Origin of the sequence: Pigmentiphaga aceris, from assembly GCF_008119665.1 — a bacterium.
Classification (GTDB): domain Bacteria; phylum Pseudomonadota; class Gammaproteobacteria; order Burkholderiales; family Burkholderiaceae_B; genus Pigmentiphaga; species Pigmentiphaga aceris.
Genome location: NZ_CP043046.1, coordinates 395927 through 414448 on the forward strand (window position 1 = coordinate 395927; position 18522 = coordinate 414448).

The 18522-nt window shown below is 62.3% G+C and carries 13 protein-coding genes; 7 read left to right on the forward strand and 6 right to left on the reverse strand.

The window, feature by feature from the left end; all coding sequences use genetic code 11:
- Positions 1-15 precede the first annotated feature (15 nt).
- On the forward strand, positions 16-3102 hold the full coding sequence (locus FXN63_RS01660) for an efflux RND transporter permease subunit (protein ID WP_148812233.1): 3087 nt from the start codon (positions 16-18) through the stop codon (positions 3100-3102).
- A gap of 37 nt (positions 3103-3139) precedes the next feature.
- On the opposite strand, the gene FXN63_RS01665 is transcribed toward FXN63_RS01660, so the two are convergent.
- The gene (locus FXN63_RS01665; protein WP_148812235.1) at positions 3140-4093 is read right to left on the reverse strand and encodes a LysR substrate-binding domain-containing protein; all 954 of its coding nucleotides are present in this window, start codon (positions 4091-4093) and stop codon (positions 3140-3142) included.
- Positions 4094-4293: 200 nt separating this feature from the next.
- On the opposite strand from FXN63_RS01665, the gene FXN63_RS01670 reads away from it, so the two are divergent.
- Both FXN63_RS01670 and FXN63_RS01675 read left to right on the forward strand, forming a co-directional pair.
- On the forward strand, positions 4294-4911 hold the full coding sequence (locus FXN63_RS01670; protein ID WP_148812237.1) for an FMN-dependent NADH-azoreductase: 618 nt from the start codon (positions 4294-4296) through the stop codon (positions 4909-4911).
- A gap of 323 nt (positions 4912-5234) precedes the next feature.
- Entirely contained in the window at positions 5235-5720 is a 486-nt protein-coding gene (locus FXN63_RS01675) for a DUF2501 domain-containing protein (RefSeq protein ID WP_148812239.1), read from the forward strand.
- A 1252-nt stretch (positions 5721-6972) separates the two neighbouring features.
- Here FXN63_RS01675 and FXN63_RS01680 read toward each other — a convergent pair.
- The 3 genes from FXN63_RS01680 to FXN63_RS01690 all read right to left on the reverse strand — a co-directional run bounded on the left by FXN63_RS01680 (position 6973) and on the right by FXN63_RS01690 (position 9384).
- Positions 6973-7701 (reverse strand): amino acid ABC transporter permease, encoded by a 729-nt coding sequence (locus tag FXN63_RS01680; RefSeq protein ID WP_148812241.1) that lies wholly within the window; start codon positions 7699-7701, stop codon positions 6973-6975.
- Positions 7702-7813: 112 nt separating this feature from the next.
- Positions 7814-8500 (reverse strand): amino acid ABC transporter permease, encoded by a 687-nt coding sequence (locus FXN63_RS01685; protein WP_148812243.1) that lies wholly within the window; start codon positions 8498-8500, stop codon positions 7814-7816.
- A gap of 59 nt (positions 8501-8559) precedes the next feature.
- On the reverse strand, positions 8560-9384 hold the full coding sequence (locus FXN63_RS01690; protein ID WP_148812245.1) for a transporter substrate-binding domain-containing protein: 825 nt from the start codon (positions 9382-9384) through the stop codon (positions 8560-8562).
- Positions 9385-9541: 157 nt separating this feature from the next.
- Between FXN63_RS01690 and FXN63_RS01695 the strand changes: the two genes are divergently transcribed.
- The gene (locus FXN63_RS01695) at positions 9542-9895 is read left to right on the forward strand and encodes a VOC family protein (protein ID WP_148812247.1); all 354 of its coding nucleotides are present in this window, start codon (positions 9542-9544) and stop codon (positions 9893-9895) included.
- A 109-nt stretch (positions 9896-10004) separates the two neighbouring features.
- Here FXN63_RS01695 and FXN63_RS01700 read toward each other — a convergent pair whose 3' ends face one another.
- Positions 10005-10532 (reverse strand): Lrp/AsnC family transcriptional regulator, encoded by a 528-nt coding sequence (locus tag FXN63_RS01700; RefSeq protein ID WP_148812249.1) that lies wholly within the window; start codon positions 10530-10532, stop codon positions 10005-10007.
- Between the two features lie 139 nt (positions 10533-10671).
- Here FXN63_RS01700 and hppD point away from each other — a divergent pair, with 139 nt between their 5' ends.
- From hppD to FXN63_RS01715, 3 genes are all read left to right on the forward strand, one after another.
- Positions 10672-11796 carry a 4-hydroxyphenylpyruvate dioxygenase gene (gene hppD, locus FXN63_RS01705; protein ID WP_148812251.1) on the forward strand — a complete coding sequence of 375 codons (1125 nt, stop codon included), beginning with the start codon at positions 10672-10674 and terminating at the stop codon, positions 11794-11796.
- A 290-nt stretch (positions 11797-12086) separates the two neighbouring features.
- Positions 12087-14177 carry a response regulator gene (locus FXN63_RS01710; RefSeq protein WP_246165001.1) on the forward strand — a complete coding sequence of 697 codons (2091 nt, stop codon included), beginning with the start codon at positions 12087-12089 and terminating at the stop codon, positions 14175-14177.
- A gap of 162 nt (positions 14178-14339) precedes the next feature.
- Entirely contained in the window at positions 14340-15533 is a 1194-nt protein-coding gene (locus tag FXN63_RS01715; RefSeq protein WP_148812255.1) for an amino acid aminotransferase, read from the forward strand.
- Positions 15534-15659: 126 nt separating this feature from the next.
- On the opposite strand, the gene FXN63_RS01720 is transcribed toward FXN63_RS01715, so the two are convergent.
- The gene (locus FXN63_RS01720; protein WP_148812257.1) at positions 15660-18434 is read right to left on the reverse strand and encodes a PAS domain-containing protein; all 2775 of its coding nucleotides are present in this window, start codon (positions 18432-18434) and stop codon (positions 15660-15662) included.
- Positions 18435-18522 lie beyond the last annotated feature (88 nt).

The following is an 18522-nucleotide window of genomic DNA, read 5'->3' on the forward strand; positions in this document are numbered from 1 at the left end:
GACGGACGTCCGTCCATGAACCTCGCCCGTCCTTTCATCCGGCGACCGATCGCCAGCATTCTGCTGGCCGTAGCGGTGGTGCTGCTTGGTTTACTGGCCTGGCGCATGCTGCCGGTCGCGCCCTTGCCGCAAGTAGATTTCCCGACGATTCGTGTCAGCGCGAACCTGCCGGGTGCCAGCCCGGAAAGCATGGCTGCAACCGTGGCCACGCCCTTGGAACGTGCACTGGGCAGCATTGCCGGGGTGAGCCGAATCAGCTCGTCCAGCAACCAGGGCTCGACCGATGTGCGGCTGGAATTCGCGCTGGATCGCGACATCGACGCCGCCGCCCGCGACGTGCAGGCGGCAATCAACGCAGCCCGAGGCCAACTGCCGGCGGGCATGCGCGAGAACCCCAGCTTCCGCAAGATCAACCCCTCGCAAGCGCCCATCATGGGGCTGGCGCTGAGTTCGCCCAATCTGTCGTCCAGCGAGTTGTACGACGCGGCATCCACCATTCTGGCGCAGAAGCTGTCGCAGATCGTGGGCGTGGGGGAAGTGAGTGTCGGCGGTGCATCGCTGCCGGCCGTGCGGGTGCAGTTGCACCCGTCTGCGCTGGCGCATCGTGGCGTGGCGCTGGACGAGGTGCGCACCGCCCTGGCCGACAACAGCGCAGTCACGCCGCTGGGCTACATCGAAGACGGCAACCGACGCTTGCAGGTGCAGATCGGTGGCCAGCCGCGCCGCGCCGCCGATTTCCAATCCCTGGTCGTGACCTACCGCGACGGCGCACCGATCCGCCTGTCCGATGTGGCCGAGGTCAGTGACTCGGTCGAGAACCGCTACAGCAGCGGCTTCCACAACGATCGCCCGGCCGTGATTCTGATGGTCAGCCGCCGCAGCGGTGCCAACATCGTGCAGACCATCGACGCGATTAACGCGCAGCTGCCGCAACTGCGCGCGCTGATGCCTGCCGATGCAGAACTGTCGATCGTGATGGACCGCTCGCCCGGCATTCGCGCCACACTTGCCGAGGCACAGCTGACCTTGCTGATCTCGGCCGCGCTGGTGGTCATGGTGGTGTGGCTGTTCCTGGGCCGCCTGCGCGCGGCGCTGATTCCCAGCATTGCCATCCCGGTGTCGCTGATCGGCAGTTTTGCGGTGATGTATGTCTACGGCTTTTCGCTGAACAACCTGTCGCTGATGGCCTTGATCGTGGCCGCCGGGCTGGTGGTCGACGACGCCATCGTGGTGCTGGAGAACATCGAACGCCACATCGCGCGTGGCATGTCGCCATACCGTGCCGCCATACGCGGCGCGGGCGAGGTGGGCTTCACCTTGCTGGCCATGAACGTGGCCTTGGTGGTGGTGTTCGTCTCTATCTTGTTCATGGGCGGGGTGGTCGAACGCCTGTTCCGCGAGTTTTCGATCACGCTGGCGGCCGCCATGCTGATCTCGCTGGCTGTATCGCTGACGCTCACGCCCAGCCTGTGCGCACACTGGCTCAAGCACGGTGCAGCAGACGCACCCGGGCGTTTCGCACAAGCTTTCAGTGCTTGGTTCGACCGCTTGCAGGCCGCCTATGGGCGCAGCCTGGGCTGGGTGCTGCGTCACGGCAAGCTCACCATGCTGGTGCTGGCCGCAGTCACTGCCCTGAACGTCTATCTGTACATTGAAATTCCGAAAGGCATGCTGCCGAGTCAGGACACCGGACAGATGACGGCCTTTGCGCGCGGTGACGACGGATTCTCGTTCCAGGTCATGCAACCCAAGATCGAGGTCTACCGCCGCCTGCTGATGGCGGACCCGGCCGTGCGCGACGTGGTGGGCACCAGCGGTGGCAGTGGAGGACTGAGCAATTCCGCCATGCGTGTGCGCCTAAAGCCGCTGTCCGAGCGCCGTGAATCGGCCCAGAGCGTGATCAACCGCCTGCAACGCACTGCACCGCCCATTCCGGGCGCCATGTTGATTACCTTCATCGACCAGGACGTGCGCTTCGGTTCTTCCTTCGGCAACAACTCGCAGGAAATCATGTTGATGTCCGACGACCTGAGCGCGCTGCGGGTATGGACCCGGCGTGTGGGCGATGCCTTGCGACAGGTGCCTGAAGTCACCAACGTCAACGCCGACGCCAGCGAAGCCGCCCAGCAGATCGTGCTCGACATCGACCGGGAAGCCGCGCAGCGACTGGGCGTGGACATGCGCATGATTACCTCGGTGCTGAACAACTCGTTCTCGCAGCGGCAGGTCGCCACCTTGTACGACCCGCTGAATCAATACCGGGTGGTGATGGAGTTGACGCCACGCTTCACAGGCCGGCCCGATGCGCTGCGCGAAGTGCAGGTCGTGACGGCAACCGGGTCGCGCGTGCCCTTGTCGGCGTTTTCCACGTACCGATACGGCTTGGTCGATGATCGGGTGTCGCACGAGAACCAGTTTGCATCGGCCTCTGTCGGATACGAGCTGGCACCGGGCATTGGCGCAGAACAGGCCTTGCAAGCCATCGACCGGGCCGTCGCAGGCGTAATGCTGCCCGCCAACATCTACACGCAGGCGGGGGGGGATGCAGGTGGCTTGAACAAGATGGTGCAGGCCCAGCCGCTGCTGATCCTGGGCGTGCTGATCGCGGTCTATCTGGTGCTGGGTGTGCTGTACGAAAGCACGCTGCACCCGCTGACCATCCTGTCGACCTTGCCACCGGCCGGCGTGGGTGCCTTGCTGGCGTTGCGCGCCACGCAGACCGAGTTCAGCCTGATCGCCTTGCTGGGCTTGTTCCTGCTGATCGGCATCGTGATGAAAAACGCGATTCTGATGATCGACTTCGCGCTGGCCGCGCAGCGCCGCGAGGGCATGGGCGCACAGGCGGCAATCACGCGTGCCGCATCGCTGCGACTGCGCCCGATTCTGATGACCAATCTTGCCGCGCTGCTGGGTGCCTTGCCGTTGGTGATGGGCATGGGTGAAGGGTCGGAACTGCGTCGTCCGCTGGGCGTGGCGATTGTGGGTGGCCTGCTGGTCAGCCAGTTGCTGACGCTGTACACCACGCCCGTGGTGTATCTGTATCTGGAACGTCTGCGGCAGTGGGGGCTGCGGCGTCCGGCATCAACGGCAGGGCAGCAATAGCCAGGCAAGCATACGGTCAGGCCAAGCGAACATAAGGTCAGTGCGGGGGCAATGCCGACGGCGGGCCTGACACCAGGAAATCCGCCACTTCACCCGGCGCATTCGCAAACCCGTCGACCAGCGCATCCAGAAAGTTGCGCACCGCCGGCACCATGCCACGACGCGACGGAAACACCGCATGCACGATGCCGCGCATGCGGGCCAGCTGCGGCATGACACGCACCAGCCGGCCCGCGCGCAGGTCGGCCCGTACGGTGATCTCGGGTAACCATGCCACGCCCAGGCCACCCAGCACGGCAACGTGCAGGCTCTGAAAATCGTCCACCGTCAGACGCGGCACGTGCGAGAACAGCATTGGCTTCTTGTGCGCATCCAGGAACTGCCACACCTGCGTGGTGGTGTTGTCGCTCATTGCCAGCGTGGGCAATTCTGCAAGTTCTTCCAAGGTCGTCGGTGCCTGCTTGCCACGCCACAAGCTGGGGCAGGCGACCAGCATGGTGTCGGTTTCACCAAAGCGGCGAATGGCCAGGTCCGAGTCTTCCAGCGGCGGCTGGCGCACCCGCAAGGCCACATCAAAACGCTCTTCGACCACGTCTACCCGGCGATTGCTGGCCTCGATATGCAGGCGCACCAAGGGGTTGTCGGACAGGAATTTGGTGGCGATGGTGGCAACGTGACTGTGCAGCAAGCCGGGCGGACAACTGACACGAACCAGACCGCGTGGTTCGGACCGGGTCTGTTCGATGGCTTCATGCGCGGCATCGGCAATGCCCACCAGCGACAGGCAATGACTGTGGAAGGTTTCGCCTGCGGCCGTCAGGGAAATGCGCCGCGTGGTGCGGTTGAGCAGGCGCACGCCCAGGCGTTGTTCAAGCTCGGCGATACGGCGGCTGAGCATCGAGGTCTGCACGCCCAGGTGACGTGATGCCGCGCTGTAGCCGCCGTATTCGACCACCTTGGCAAAAAAATACATGTCGTTCAAATCGGGCATAGGTGATCTCCAGTACGTCCAGAAATGGCGTCGTTACTGGGATTTCGCGCGCACTACACGCGAGACATGACACCACGGTGGAACTGATTATCCTGAATATAGGACAGTTCTTCCGTTTAACGCTGTTTTTCTGTCTTTTTCAACTAGATAAACTGCAGTCATCCAAACATCAACGAACGCCGAATTCAGGCGCTGACATCATGACCACATTGCTTCAACTCGATTCCAGCCCGCTCGGTGCCAATTCGGCTTCGCGCGCTTTGACCGCCGCCATCGCCCAGACCCTGAAGACCACGGGCCAGGTCGACAACGTGGTTTACCGTGACCTGAGCGTTGACCCGATCAGCCATCTGGACGGCGCGCTGCTGTCTGCCATGCGTCCTGCCGAAGGTGCCACCACGCCGGAATCGGTCAAGGGCGAACTGGCGCTGAACGACACGCTGATCGACGAACTGTTCGCCGCAGACGTGATCGTCATCGGCGCACCGATGTACAACTTCTCGATCCCGACCCAACTGAAGGCCTGGATCGACCGCGTGGCGCAAGCCGGCCGCACCTTCCGCTACACCGCCACCGGCCCCGAAGGCCTGGTCACCGGCAAGCGCGCGATCATCGCGTCGTCGCGTGGCGGCGTGTATGCCGGTTCACAGATGGAAACCGCACTGGACCACCAGGAAGCCTATCTGAAGGGCGTGCTGGGCTTCATCGGCATCACCGACGTGAAGGTGATCCGCGCTGAAGGCCTGGGCATGGGCCCGGAAGCCCGCCAGAAGGCGATGGACGCCGCGATTGCACAATCGCAGGAACTGACCGCCTGAGCGGTTTGCAAGCCCGGCGTTTGATGCCGGGTGGTACTGCGTAAGACGTTTATCCGCCCCTGCAAGCCGACTTGTTGTCTGGTTTGTGGGGGCGAGTTGTTTGTGTGCGCGGTGTTGCCGCTTTGCGTTTCTGCGTTCGTTTGGTTGCCACGCAACTGGCTGTCCGCGTCTGCTTGAGATTGTGCTGCTCGATATGCGCTGGTCTATGCGTCAGGCGGTCAGGAAATGCCTGCTCGACGGATGCACAAACGGCCGCCGCGCGCTACCCTTGGCGATTCGGGGTGTGTGATCATGCGCGCCCCAGGATGATCAAGGAATACGCCATGAAAACGCTTCGCGCTTTATTCGTTTTAGCCGGTGCGCTGACGCTTCAGTCGCTGCCGATGGCGTCTCACGCCCAATTGCTTGACGCCGTGAAAGGCGCGCTTGGGAACCATAACGCGACGTCTGGTTCTGCACCTGCCTCCTCGTCCTCGTCGTCTTCTGGCGGCTTGGGTGCACTGAGCGGTCTGGGCGACCAGTTGTCGTTGCCGGCGATTGGTTCGGCCAGTGCGGGAAATGTGGCGGGTGTGTTGACCTTCTGCATGAAGAACAATTACCTGGGCAGCAATGGTGTGGCCGGCATCAAGGACAAGCTGCTGGGCAAGCTGGGTGGCCAGAAGCAGGCGGCGGCTGATCCGGGTTATGCGGATGGGATGAAGGGCATCATCGGTGGTGGCGGCAGCAAGCTGGACCTGTCGAATATGCGCAAGCAGGTGACGGATAAGGCGTGCGAGAAGGTGCTGGAGTATGGGAAGTCCATGCTCTGATTTCGTACCCCGGGGCGCGGTTTTGCTGCGACGGTGGTTGAGTCTTTGGTCGGTCGCGTTTTGTCCGTGACGGTGTGGTTGTTCTTCTGCCAGTCGCGGGTGGTGGGGCCGGCTCGTCTGCCCCGCTGGACTTTCGCATCGGGACTCCCGCCCTCCACGTCGTCCAGAAGGGCAGCCAATCCGGCCCCACCACCCGCGCCTTCAAGCTTTCTTGGTCAAAAGCACATGCCGCCTTTGGGCGGCTTCTGTTTTTCTGGCTGCTTGGTGCCGTAGGCGGTTCTCGGCATTCGTGGGTCACCATTCTTGATCGCCATGCGGCTGGCCTTGGGGACTTGGCTGGCCAAGTCGCCACGAAGCGGCTCAGCGGCTCACGGTTCTGACCGTTCTCTAGCGGCCTTTCAGGGCAGCGCCACTGAAGAAAATTTGCGCGCCTGTTTTGCGGTGGGGTGACTTGGAAGCGGGTGGCCGCACACCAGGTAATGCGACGAAAAGGCAGAGCGCTGAAGGTCCAGGCTTTGAAGGCTGCGCATTGAACGTTTGGGGCGATGACGAACGCTCGAAGCGATGACGAGCTTTCGAAGCGGTGGTGATGCCAGGCGCTTCCAACAGTCCAGCATGTGCTGTCACCCGTCGAGAACCAACTCGTCGCCGTTGTCGGGAACAAGATGATCGAGAACGCGAAGATCGCCGTGTGCAGCTAGCGCGCCCAGCTGCCGATGCCCCGAGTAGTGTTGCCGTCGCCATGTGGCAACCGCCTGGACCAACTCGCAACAGGCGTTTTCGCCAATCAGCCACCAACGCGACGATTGCCGCTGCCGCTCTCCGCATGCCGTGATGCGGCGGCCACCCGCTTCGGTGTCACCCCACCACCAAGCAGACGCGCAAATATTCTTGAGAGGCGCTGCGGTAAAAGGCAGCAGAAGAACCCACCAAATAGTGAGCCGGAGAAATCGCTTCGTGGCGACCTGGCCAGCCAGTCCCCGATGCCAGCAGCGTGGCGATCAAGAATGGTGGCCAAAAAATGCCGAGAACCGCCTACGGCACCAAGCAGACAGCAAAACGGCAGACGTCCACAGGCGGGATCAGCTTTTAACCAAGCCGTTTTGAAGGCGTGGGTGGTGGGGCCGGATTGGCTGCCCTTCTGGACGACGTGGAGGGCGGGAGTCCCGACGCGAAAGTCCAGCGGGGCAGACGAGCCGGCCCCACCACCCGCGACTGACTAAAGAACCACCACACAGCCAAAAGCAAACCTTCAAGCCGGCTGATTCCGAACAGCAGCTACAACCACAGCCCCCGAGCCACTGCGTTTCTTCATGATCCGCTTCTCGATCAGGCTCACTCCCCGCCCAAGCAGATAGCAGATGACGAAATAGCTGATCGCCAGCAAGCCATACACCTCGAACGGCTTCGTCAACAACTGCCCATTCACCTGATACGCCGCATTGGTCAGCTCATCCACCCCGATCACATACGCCAACGACGTATTTTTCACCAGCACCACAAACTGGCTGAGAATGCTCGGGATCATATTGAACAGCGCCTGCGGCAACACCACACTCGCAAAAATCTGCGGCGTCGTCAGACCCAGCGCGCGCGCCGCCTGTGTCTGCCCCGACGGCAAAGACACAATGCCCGCGCGCACGATCTCACCCATATAGGCGCTCTCGTAGACGACCAACGCAAACAGCATCATCAGCGTTGCATTGATATCCTTGCCACCAATCAGCGGCACCAGGAAATACGCCCAGAACACCACCAACAGCAGCGGTAATCCACGCACCGTATGCACATAGAACGCCGCCACACGCGCAAGCGGAACCCAGGTCGATACCCGCGCCAATCCAACCAGGATTGCCAGCGGGAAAGAGATGATTAACGCCAGCGCCGCCAGCACCAAAGTCATCGCCAAGCCACCCAAGGGGCCTTGCGGATATTGACCGACCAGCAGTATCAGACCGTAGTCACGAAGAATGTCGATCATGCCGGCATCCCTTGTGCGAACCCATGAACGGTAGCGTCGCAGGCCGCGTCCACGATATTCATGCCGCAGTTCATATCAACGCAGCCAAACCGAAAAACGAACGTGTGCGTAATCATCGTTTGCTCATCGCCACACGTTTGCTGGCTACCGATCCGGCATAGATCAGCAAATAAGAAATCGCCAGGTAACAGATCGACGCCACGATGAACGCCTCGAAGGTTCGATACGTCTCGTTTTCCATCTGCCGCACCGCATGCATCAACTCAGCCACGCCAATCATCATGGCCAGACTGGTTGCCTTGAACAGCGCAAGCGTCTGGTTCACCAGCGCCGGCAAGGCGTTGCGCAGCGCTTGCGGCAGCAAGATGAAACGCATGGTCTGCGTATAGGTGAAGCCAAGCGAACGCGCCGCCTGCGACTGCCCGGACGACACGCTGCGCAAGCCGCTGCGCAGGTCTTCCGACATGTAGGCGGCGGCGTATAAGGTCAGCGCAATCGCGGCCATCAGGAATTCGCCGTCGTTGCGGTTGATCCAGCGTTGCCAGTCTCGGGGCAGCAACTGCGGCACGCCGAAGTACCAGACAAAAATCTGCACCAGGCCGGGCACGTTGCGGTGGTATTCAACGAACAGCGCGATCACGCCTTGAGCAATCTTGCTTGAGGTTGCACGGATCGCAGTCAGCAGCGAAGCGACCACAAGCGCGGCCACCCAGCTGACGGCGAACAGCTTGGCGGTGATGCCAAGCCCGTGCAGCAGCAAGGCAAAGTAGCCAGGCCGCGCGAGGAGGAGATCTTCCATGGGGGAATCGACCGACCGGCAGGCCACAAGCCCGCCCGGCCGGTCAGCAACTCAAAGACTTATTTGGCGAAGGTGGCGATCGGGGTCAGCTTCTTTTCGCGTGCGAAAGCGAAGCGAGTCTCCGGGCCGTACCACTTGACCCACAGCTTGTCGATGTCGCCGCTGGCTTCCAGTTCTTCCAGCGCCTTGTTGACCGCGCCCAACATGGCCGGCTCGCCCTTTTTCACGCCGAGTGCCGACGGTTCCCAGGCCAGCGCGTCGTTGATGTACACGCCTTCACCCTTGGTTTCGGCCAGGTAGCGCAGGCCAGCGGTGTGCGAGGTCACGAAGCCATCGACCTTGTCCTGCATGAACGCCAGGAAGGCGGCCGGGCCGTCTTGATAGGTCAGCACTTCGGACTTGGTCAGCACTTGGCGTGCGTAGATTTCCGGAGTGGACGTCTTCACGGCGCTGACGCGCTTGCCAGCCAGGGCGGCGAAGCTGTCGAGCTTGTCGGCCTTGCGGACCAGCACGCGCATCGGCACCTGATAGTGCGCAGCGGTGAAGTCGACTTGTTCGGCGCGTTCCTTGGTGTAGCCCAGTGCTGCCGACACCAGGTCGACGCGGCCGCTGGCCAGTTCAGGAATGCGCTGCTCGATCGACAGGCCGCGATGCTCCAGCTTGACGCCCAGCTTGGCGGCGATGGCCTCGCACATGTCGACGTCGAAGCCGACGATCTGACGGGTCTTGGGGTCCTGGAAGCCCAACGGCTCGGTGGTGGTCAGCGTGCCGCACACCAGGGTGCCGCGTGCTTTGACGTCGGCCAGTTGGTCAGCGTGGGCGGAGAACGCGGTGGCGCTCAGGGCGACGGCAAACGCCGGGATCAGGGCAAGGCGGAATTTCATCGGGTCTCCTCGTCGGCTCGTCGGCCGGCCACGTGTCGTGGCGAATGTCGGGGTGGGGTCTATGCGCATGCATTATGAAGCAAGGCCGAGCTTCTCGATAAGTGCAATCGCGCTAAGCTGGTCCGATGTGCGACACCACGGAAACATAGGACATCACATGAGTCATCAAGGCCAGGACCGCAAGATCGACAATATCGAGTTCAACGTCACCGACATTGCGCGCACCAAGGCGTTCTACGGGTCGGTGTTCGGTTGGACGTTCACGGACTTCGGGCCGACCTACACGGAATTCACCGATGGTCGGCTGACGGGCGGTTTCACGACGGGCGAGGAAGTTCGGCCCGGTGGTCCGCTGATCATTCTGTACGCCGATGACCTAGCTGCCACGCAGCAGCGCATCGAAGCTGCCGGGGCGCGCATCGTCAAGCCGGTGTTTTCGTTTCCGGGCGGACGCCGGTTCCACTTTGTGGACCCGGATGGATATGAATTGGCGGTCTGGTCTGCAAATTAAGGCTCGGGTTGCGCCGCGCAGCTTGCGCAGATAGCCATCAGAAAGCGCGTAATGGCGCGTGCTGCCACTGCGCGTGATCCACAGGGTTCGACCCACACAGCGCACACCCTCAGCTTTCCCGCTGCACCAACCTTGCCCGCCGCGTCACAGTCCGTGGCCGCGACAACTGGGTAAGCGGCAGCGCCGTACTGGACTTGATCCGCTGCAGCGCAATGCTGGACTGGATGTTCGACACCCCCGGCAGCCGCGTCAGCGGCTTCAACACCACTTCCGACAGATCCGCCAGGGACGCGGCGACGATCTGCAGCATGTAGTCGGCCCCGCCGCTGATCGAATAGCAATCCAGAATTTCTGGAATGCCACCCACTGCACGCTCGAAGGCTTCGCCTTCTTCCCCGCCATGCCGCGCCAGAGTCACGTAGGTGAAGGCGCGCACGTTCAAGCCAAGCAAGGTGGGGTCGAGCAAGGCGACATAGGCCTGGATCAGACCCATGGCTTCCAGTCGTTGAATGCGCCGGCTGACCTGCGACGCCGACAGGTGCAGGCGTTCGCCCATGTTCTGATTGGTGGCGTGCATATCGCGCTGCAGTTCCGCCAACAGGGCCAGATCCACAGGGGCAAGCAGTAAATCGTCCATTTTGGCTCCAGCATGCACGATTTGTGCGTTATCCACAGGCGGAAACGGCAAAGTTGCGCACAAAAATCGCATTTCCGGGCGAATAATACCCCTAGGCCTTAAGAGCAATCATCCCGAAAAATTCCCAGGAGACACCGCCATGAGCAATGCCCCCGAGATCGACGCCATCAACCCCATGGGCACCGACGGTTTTGAGTTCATCGAATACGCGGCACCTGATCCCGCAGCCATGGCGGCTGTCTTCGAGCGCATGGGCTTCACCGCGATTGCCCGCCATCGCCGCAAGAACGTCACACTGTATCGCCAGGGTGAAATCAACTTCATTCTGAACGCCGAGCCCGATTCCTTTGCCCAGCGTTTTGCCCGCATCCACGGCCCCAGCGTCTGTGCGATTGCGTTCCGTGTGGCCGATGCCAAGCAAGCCTATGAGCGCGCCTTGTCGCTGGGCGCGTGGGGGTATGCACAGCAGTCCGGCCCGGGTGAACTGAACATTCCGGCGATCAAGGGGATTGGCGATTCGCTGATCTATCTGGTCGACCAATGGCGCGGCAAGAATGGCGCAAAAGAGGGCGAGATCGGCAACATCGGTTTCTATGACGTGGACTTCCTGCCGCTGCCGGGTGCGTCGCTGAACCCCAAGGGCAATGGCCTGACCTATATCGACCACCTGACCCACAACGTGCACAAGGGTCGCATGGAAGAGTGGGCCGATTTCTACACCCGCCTGTTCAACTTCCGCGAAGCGCGTTACTTCGACATCGAAGGCCAGGTTACGGGTGTGAAAAGCAAGGCCATGGTCAGCCCCTGCGGCAAGCTGCGCATTCCGATCAATGAGGAAGGCACCGCCACCAAGGGCCAGATCCAGGAGTACCTGGACCGCTACCACGGTGAGGGCATTCAGCACATCGCGATGGGCTCGGACAACTTGTACGAGACCGTCGACAAGCTGCGCGAGAAGGGTGTCACCTTGCTGGACACCATCGACACCTATTACGAGCTGGTCGACAAGCGCATCCCGGGTCACGGGGAAGACGTGAAGGCCTTGTTCGATCGCAAGATCCTGATCGACGGCAAGCGGGACGCCTTGCTGCTGCAGATCTTCTCGGAAAACCAGCTGGGCCCGATCTTCTTCGAGTTCATTCAGCGCAAGGGCGATCAGGGCTTTGGGGAAGGTAACTTCCGCGCCTTGTTCGAAAGCATCGAGCTGGATCAGATGCGCCGTGGCGTGCTGGAAGCGAAGCCCGCTGCCGACGCACCGGCCTGAGCCGTTGGTCGGAACGCGCCAGGCGGATGCTGCATCTGGCCGTTCCAATCCAGCACTTCCACTGACGTTTTTCTGAACCGTCGACCATCGGTGCCGGGGGTAACTGTGCCTCCGGTAGCCTCAATTACAACCCCATCCATTTCGCCGCTAAGATAACCGCGGTACGTGCATGTGCCCGGCTTCGCCAGCAGCCGGGCGGCTTAACGGGGTTGTTGCAGATGATCGATTTTTTCGGTGACGGCGATGCCGCCACGCGCGCGCGGAAATCCGCGGAGCAGGCTGGCATCAATATGGAAAGGCGCCTGCGGTTTGCGTTGAACGCAGGCCGCCTGGGTCTATGGGAACTGGACCTCAGAACCGGGGTGATGACCAGCTCGCGCTACTTTCGCGAGACCTTCGGTCGTGACCCGGCCGAGCCTTTTCCGTATGAAGCACTGCTTGCCGCCGTGCACCCCGACGACCGCGCGCATCGCGATGATGCGCTGGCGCACAGCATTGCCACGGGCGAGGACTATCAGATCGAGTACCGCGTGCTGCGGCCCGACGGCCGGGTCGGCTGGGTGCAGGTCAGTGCGCAGGTGGTCCGTTCCCCCGATGCCGTCCCCACTCACATGGCCGGTACGTCGATGGACATCACCGAGCGCCGGGAGTCGGAAGCGCGCACCCAGGTCTTGCTGGAACTCGATGCGCGGCTGGACGAACTGGAAGACCCTGACGAGCTGGCTTTTGCCGCTGCAGAGATGCTGGGCCGCACGCTTGGCGTCAGCCGGGTCGGTTACGGCACCGTCAATCTGAAGAACGAAACCATCACGATTGCGCGTGACTGGAATGCGCCGGGCATTCGTTCGCTGGCAGGCACGCTGCAATTTCGTGACTACGGGTCTTACATCGACGACCTGAAGCGCGGCGACACGGTGGTGTTTGTCGATGCCGACCTCGATCCGCGCACGGCTGCCACGGCCGATGCGCTCAAGGCCATCAGCGCGCAGGCCTTGGTCAACATGCCCGTGACCGAGCGCGACGGGCTGGTGGCCTTGCTGTACCTGAACCATGCCACCCGGCGTGAATGGCTGGCCGATGAGCTGGGTTTCATCCGCGAGGTCGCGCATCGAACCCACGTGGCGGTTGAACGGCGGCGGGTCGAGCAGGAACTGCGGGCGCTGGCCTCGACGTTGGAGGCCAAGGTGGTTGAGCGGACAACCGCGTTGATGGCAGCCGAAGCCGCCTTGCATCAAGCGCAGAAGATGGAAGCCGTGGGCCAGCTCACGGGTGGTCTTGCGCACGATTTCAACAATCTGCTGACCGGTATTTCCGGTGCGCTGGAACTGATCCGGCGACGCCAGGCGGGCGGCACGCTGACCGATGACACCTTGCTGCGTTATGTCTCGATGGCGCAGGGTGCAACCGGGCGCGCAGCGGCGTTGACGCATCGCCTGTTGGCGTTCTCGCGTCAGCAGACGTTGGCCCCCGAGCCCACCGACGTGAACCGCTTGGTGGCTGGGCTGCGCGAATTGATCCAACACACGGTGGGGCCATCGATTGCGATCGAAGTGACGGCCGAGTCGCAGCTCTGGGGCACGCTGGTCGATCCGAGCCAGCTGGAAAGTGCGCTGCTGAATCTCTGTATCAACGCACGTGACGCGATGCCCGACGGGGGGCGTCTGTCAATCGAGACGCGCAATCGCGAACTCGATGCCGATCAGGCCAAGGCGCTGGGGCTGCCGGCCGGGGCTTATGTGGCCTTGTGTGTATCGGACAGCGGTGTCGGCATGTCGCCGCAGGTCATGGCGAAGGCCTTCGATCCCTTCTTCACTACCAAGCCGATCGGGCAGGGGACGGGGCTGGGCCTGTCGATGATCTATGGCTTTGTGCGTCAGTCGGGCGGCCTGGCGCAGATCGATTCCACCCCGGGGGTGGGCACCTCGGTCTGTCTGCTGCTGCCACGCCAAGCCTTGCCGGCGGATACCGCCGACCCGCAAGACCCGGCATCGATCGCACCGCAGGCTGCACCGGGTGAGCGCTTGCTGGTGGTCGATGACGATGCCTCGGTGCGAGCGATTGCCTGTGAGCTGCTGAAAGAGTCTGGCTACATGGTGCTGGAAGCCCAGGACGGGATGGCGGCCATCGACATCTTGCAGTCCGATATCCCGCTGGATCTGCTGGTCACCGACGTGGGCTTGCCGGGCGGCATGAACGGACGCCAGCTGGCGAACGCGGCGCGTGCGGTCAGGCCAGGGTTGAAGGTGTTGTTCATCACCGGGTATGCCGAACAGGCGGTCATGGGGGATGGGCAGCTGGACGCGGGCATGCAGATACTGACCAAGCCGTTTGCGCTGGACGCACTGGCCAAGCGGGTGAAGCAATTGACCGGCAGTGCATGATGACGGGGCGCGTGATCGATATCGCTTATTGATCGCGGCTATCTGATCGCGCCTGATCCGTTGGTGTCTGATCTCACCAGCGGCCTGCCCGCCGCAACTCGCTACACTGTGTATTCGCGCGCCACGTTCCCGGTGCGGGCCCCTTTTTTCGTCGAGACCGTCATGTTCGAACAAGTCGAAGCCTATGCAGGCGATCCCATTCTTTCGCTCAACGAGGATTTTCAGAAGGATCCGCGTTCCAACAAGATCAACCTGAGCATCGGGATCTATTTCGACGACGCCGGCCGTCTGCCGGTGATGAACGCTGTTCGTGAAGCCGAAGTCGAACTGACGCGCGAGATCATCGGCCGTCCTTACCTGCCGATGGAAGGTGGCGCGGATTACCGCGTGGCCGCACAGAAGCTGCTCTTCGGTGCCGACAGCGAAGTGGTCACCAGCAGCCGCATTGCCTCGGTGCAGACGCTGGGTGGTTCGGGTGGCTTGAAGGTCGGTGCCGACTTCCTGCACACCTACTACCCGGACTCCAAGGTCTACGTCAGCAACCCCACCTGGGACAACCATCGTGCCTTGTTCGAAGGCGCAGGTTTCACCGTGGACACCTATCCCTACTACGACCCCGCGACGGGTGGCGTCGACTTCGACGCCATGCTGACCACGCTCAGCGGCTTGGCACCCAACAGCATCGTGCTGCTGCACGCGTGCTGCCACAACCCCACCGGCGTGGACTTGTCGCAAGAGCAATGGGCGCAGCTGATCCCGCTGTTCCGCGAACGCAAGCTGATTCCTTACCTGGACATCGCCTATCAAGGCTTCGGTGACGGCATCGATGCTGACGCCTTCGCCCTGCGTGCGTTGGCCGAAGCGGGTCTGGTGTTCTTTGTGTCCAGCTCATATTCCAAGAGCTTCTCGCTGTACGGCGAGCGCGTCGGCGCACTGAGCGTGGTGTGTGCCTCGCGTGATGACGCCGACCGGGTGCTGGGCCAATTGAAGGCCGCTGTGCGCCGCAACTACTCCAGCCCGCCGACCCACGGCGCGCGCATCGTCGCCAAGGTGCTGGGCACGCCCGCATTGCGCGACGCCTGGGAAGCGGAACTGGCCAGCATGCGCGAACGCATCAAGAACATGCGCGAAGCGTTGCACGCCGGGCTGACCAAGGCCTTGCCAGGCCGCGACGTGGAATATTTCCTGACCCAGCGCGGCATGTTCAGCTACACCGGCCTGTCGCCGGAACAAGTCGACGAGCTGCGCGAAAAACACGGCGTGTATCTGGTGCGCTCGGGCCGCATGTGCGTGGCCGGTTTGAACCAGGGCAATGTCGATGCCGTTGCGAAAGCAATGGCGGCCGTGCTGGCCTGATCGGAATCATCGTCAATGCGCCGTGTTGGCGCATTGGTGTCGATAGCGTCGGCATGACGAAAAAGAGCGCCTGTAAAGGCGCTCTTTTTCGTGGGGACCGCAATGCGTCGGTGAATGCCTTGCGGCTTATTCTTCGACGGTGACGCGTTCTGCCAGCAACGGTTGCAGCAAGCCTTCGGCGCGATCGAAATCGAAGTCGGCAATGGCCGCCTCCAGGCTGGCGGCGCGTGCCGTCCAGCCGTGATCGCGCAGCGTGCGTGCCAAGTCGGCCAGTGCGCCGTCGTCGAGTGCACCACGGTGCAGCGCTTCGATCACGCGGCGGGCGCATACCTGCACCGCATTGCGGGCCAGGTCTGGTGCGGCGCGTGCATCGGGCGCGGCAGCAGCCGTACCCGCCATCGGGTCGACGGTCTGGCGAATGGCTTCGAACGCGCCTTCAATGGTCGACAGCAAGACCGGGACGGCATCGAGTTCGTTGTGCTTGAGCGCGTGTTCCAGCTGTCCGGCCAAGTCGTGCAAGGCGGGCAGGGCCAGGTTGCCGGCTGCGCCGGTAATGCGATGCGCCAGGGCACCCATTGCCGTCAGATCACGCTGATTCCACTGCGTGGCCAACTGGGTGCTGGCGTCTGCATGGGCAGCCAGGAAACGCCGGATCGCCAGGTTGAGCGCATCGGCGCTGCCCCAGACGAAACCACCTTGTTCATGATCGATCGCTCGGTTGTCTGCTTGCGCGGCCTCAGCCGGCTCGGCATCTTGTGACTCAGGCGGAAGCGGGCGGGGCAGGTCGGCAGCCGGAATCACCCGTGCGGGGTTCATGCCCACCACACGTGCAATCTCAGTAACCAGCGCACCGATCTCAACGGGCTTGGACGCAAAGCCCTGCATGCCGGCAGATTCAGTCGCGTGCCGGTCTTCGGCTTGCACGCTGGCTGTGAGTGCAATGATCGGCACCGCCGCCAGGCGGTAGACAGATTCGTGTTCGCGGATCAGGCGGGTAGCGGCCAGGCCGTCAAGCACCGGCATCTGCACATCCATCAGGATCACGTCGAAGCGGTTGTTGCAGGCGGCATCTACCGCCTTGGCACCGTCGTCGACGCTGACCACATGGTGGCCCAGCTTGCCCAGCGCAATCACCAGCAGTTCGACGTTTTGTTCCACGTCGTCGGCAATCAGAATGCGCAGCGGCGGCAGGTCGTCATTGGCGGCTGCCGGCAGCGTGAGTATGTCCTCACCTTGCAGCAGGGGCAGATGCACGTGGAACACGCTGCCCACACCCAGCTCGCTTTCCACCGAGATCTTGCCGCCCATCAGATCGACCAGCTGGCGCGCAATTGAAGTCCCCAGGCCCGTGCCACCGTAGCGGCGTGTCATGGACGGGTCGGCCTGCGCAAAGCGGTCGAAAATCTTGCCGATACGATCTGGCGCAATGCCCAGGCCGGTGTCGTGGATGGCCAGGTGGACCATCTCGTTTTCCTGGCTGATCGACAGACGGACCGAGCCGCGCTCGGTGAACTTGATGGCATTGCCCAGCAGGTTGACCAGCACCTGGCGAATGCGCAGCGGGTCACCCTTGAAGAACTCGCCCATGCCGGGGGCGTAATCCATTTCCAAGGGCAGGTTCTTTGCCTGTGCCGACAGGCGCAAGGACGACGCGATGTCCAGGCACAGTTCGCGCAGCGAGAAGTCGACGTATTCCAGTTCGACCACGCCTTTTTCCAGCTTGGCCGTATCCAGAATGTCGTTGAGCAGACCCAACAGCGACCGTGCCGACTGGTGCACGGTTTCCAGATGCCCGCGCTGGCGTGCGTCCAGAGGGGTATCCAGCAGCAATTCGGTGAAGCCGATCACGGCATTCATCGGCGTGCGGATTTCATGGCTCATGTTGGCCAGGAAAGTGGTCTTGGCCGCCGCCGCGCGTTCGGCACGGTCTTTGGCGTCGCGCAGCGCAACTTCCATTTCCTTGCGCACGCTGACGTCAGTGGCCAGTTTCACCACCTTGAAGGGGCGGCCGTCGGCATCCAGAATCGGGTTGTACGAGGCCTGAATCCAGATCGGGCGGCCGTTCTTGGCGTAGCGCTTGTATTCGCCCGCGTCGAATTCACCTTGGCCCAGGCGTTGCCAGAAATCGCGATAGGCGCGGCTGTCGGCATAGGCCGGGTCGCAGAACATGCGATGTGAGTGGCCACGAACTTCATCGAGTTCATAACCGATCATCTTCAGCGCGTTGTCGTTGGCGCTGAGGATATTGCCGTCCATGTCGAATTCGATCACCGACAGCACACGGCCAATCGCATTGAGCGTGCTTTCGAATTCGGCGGTGCGCAGTTTGGTTTCGGTGACGTCGAGCAGTACGCCGTCGATCCACGATTCCCCGTTTTCCTCAGAAAACATGACTTCCGCGTTTTCCCACACCCACAGTTCATGGCCGTCGCGATGGCGGATGCGATATTCGACCGAGTAGCTGCGCTGCGCCTGTTGCGCGTCTCTGACCACGCCAGACAGGCGCTCGCGGTCGTCGGGGTGGATCAGGCTGGCAAAGCTTCGACCCTGGGATACGAATTCTTTCGGCGAATAACCGGTGAGCGTCAGCGCCGCGTCGCTCATGAAGAGCATGGTCCAGTCTTCATCCACCTGGCAACGGAATGACACCCCGGGAATGTTACGCACCAGGGAAGTAAGTTGTTGCTCGGTGTCGTGACGTGCGCGTTCAGCCTCTTTGCGGCCGGCGACGTCCGACAAAATGCCGTCCATCGCCTGATCGGCAGAGTGGCGCAGTCGTTCTGTTTCGTCGCGCAGGGCGATCAGTCGTTTTCGATCGCGCTGCCAGCCAATGACATTGACGATCAGCGTCACGGCAACGAACAGAATGAGCAGGTTGCTGGGGGTGAGGAAGGAAGGCAACTGGGGACTTGGAGAGGGGTGACGGGCGACGCGAAACTATCGCCCATGCATTGCCAACGCGCAAGGCGCGGACGGTAGAGTGTGGCGT

Coding starts and splice junctions, on each gene's coding strand:
- FXN63_RS01660 (WP_148812233.1), top strand. CDS start 16: ATGAACCTCGCCCGTCCTTTCATCCGGCGACCGATCGCCAGCATTCTG.
- FXN63_RS01665 (WP_148812235.1), bottom strand. CDS start 4,093: ATGCCCGATTTGAACGACATGTATTTTTTTGCCAAGGTGGTCGAATAC.
- FXN63_RS01670 (WP_148812237.1), top strand. CDS start 4,294: ATGACCACATTGCTTCAACTCGATTCCAGCCCGCTCGGTGCCAATTCG.
- FXN63_RS01675 (WP_148812239.1), top strand. CDS start 5,235: ATGAAAACGCTTCGCGCTTTATTCGTTTTAGCCGGTGCGCTGACGCTT.
- FXN63_RS01680 (WP_148812241.1), bottom strand. CDS start 7,701: ATGATCGACATTCTTCGTGACTACGGTCTGATACTGCTGGTCGGTCAA.
- FXN63_RS01685 (WP_148812243.1), bottom strand. CDS start 8,500: ATGGAAGATCTCCTCCTCGCGCGGCCTGGCTACTTTGCCTTGCTGCTG.
- FXN63_RS01690 (WP_148812245.1), bottom strand. CDS start 9,384: ATGAAATTCCGCCTTGCCCTGATCCCGGCGTTTGCCGTCGCCCTGAGC.
- FXN63_RS01695 (WP_148812247.1), top strand. CDS start 9,542: ATGAGTCATCAAGGCCAGGACCGCAAGATCGACAATATCGAGTTCAAC.
- FXN63_RS01700 (WP_148812249.1), bottom strand. CDS start 10,532: ATGGACGATTTACTGCTTGCCCCTGTGGATCTGGCCCTGTTGGCGGAA.
- hppD (WP_148812251.1), top strand. CDS start 10,672: ATGAGCAATGCCCCCGAGATCGACGCCATCAACCCCATGGGCACCGAC.
- FXN63_RS01710 (WP_246165001.1), top strand. CDS start 12,087: ATGGAAAGGCGCCTGCGGTTTGCGTTGAACGCAGGCCGCCTGGGTCTA.
- FXN63_RS01715 (WP_148812255.1), top strand. CDS start 14,340: ATGTTCGAACAAGTCGAAGCCTATGCAGGCGATCCCATTCTTTCGCTC.